The organism is Imperialibacter sp. (assembly GCF_040222815.1).
In the GTDB taxonomy this organism is placed as follows: domain Bacteria; phylum Bacteroidota; class Bacteroidia; order Cytophagales; family Cyclobacteriaceae; genus Imperialibacter.
The window spans coordinates 1-788 of record NZ_JAVKCH010000023.1; the positions used below are offsets into that span (position 1 = coordinate 1).

A 788-nucleotide genomic window follows, 5' to 3' on the forward strand; every position below is an offset into this window, starting at 1 on the left:
CAAGTGATTACCGATTGCTGATCAACAGCAGCTCTGATTTTTCATCTTCCATTGATCATACCATATCCGGCGGGGTACTGGTGGGAAGCGATCTGACCTTTTCGGGGATTGCCAATATCTCGGATGGGGATTACATAACGCTAGGACTGATCAAAGGCGCATTGCAAGGCCCGGCTAATGTGGTGGGCAATCTGCAGTTATGGCTCAGGGCCGATAGTGGGGTAACGGGAAGCACACCGGTCAGTGATTGGGCCGATCAGAGTGGACTGGGTTTTGATGCTACTGCTACGGGCAATTCCCCCGACTTATTAAACAGCGAGATCAATTTTAATCCGGTGCTTGATTTTGACAGAGCTAATTCAGAGTACCTGGAAATCACCAATGGCATTATGGGTTCGGGTCTTTACGATGAGCTCTGGATTTATGCGGTCAGTAAGGCGGATAACAGCAGCACCACCAATACACTGCTATTTGAAGACATGAACGGTTCGGGCCAAATCCTAACCGCACTTTTGCCCTGGAGCAATGACAATATTTATTTTGACTTTGGACAAAACGGAGGCATAGGCCGAATCAATGGTAACTGGCAGGCCAATTATGGGGAAGCCAATTTATGGACCTTAGGTACCAGCACCGCCTTAACTACGCCCAATGGCACCAGGAAAGCGGTGAGTAAAAACGGAGAAGTGCTTTTCTCCAATAACAACTCCGATGATGCCACGGCCAATAATCAGGATTTTTACATTGGTGGCGGTTATAACAATGGGGGACCAACCTCCAATAGTTTT

The 788-nt window shown here is 47.8% G+C and carries 1 protein-coding gene; it reads left to right on the forward strand.

The window, feature by feature from the left end:
* Window positions 1–788, forward strand: a 788-nt coding sequence (locus tag RIF36_RS12930; RefSeq protein WP_350149358.1) for a hypothetical protein, incomplete at both ends; no start/stop codon positions are given.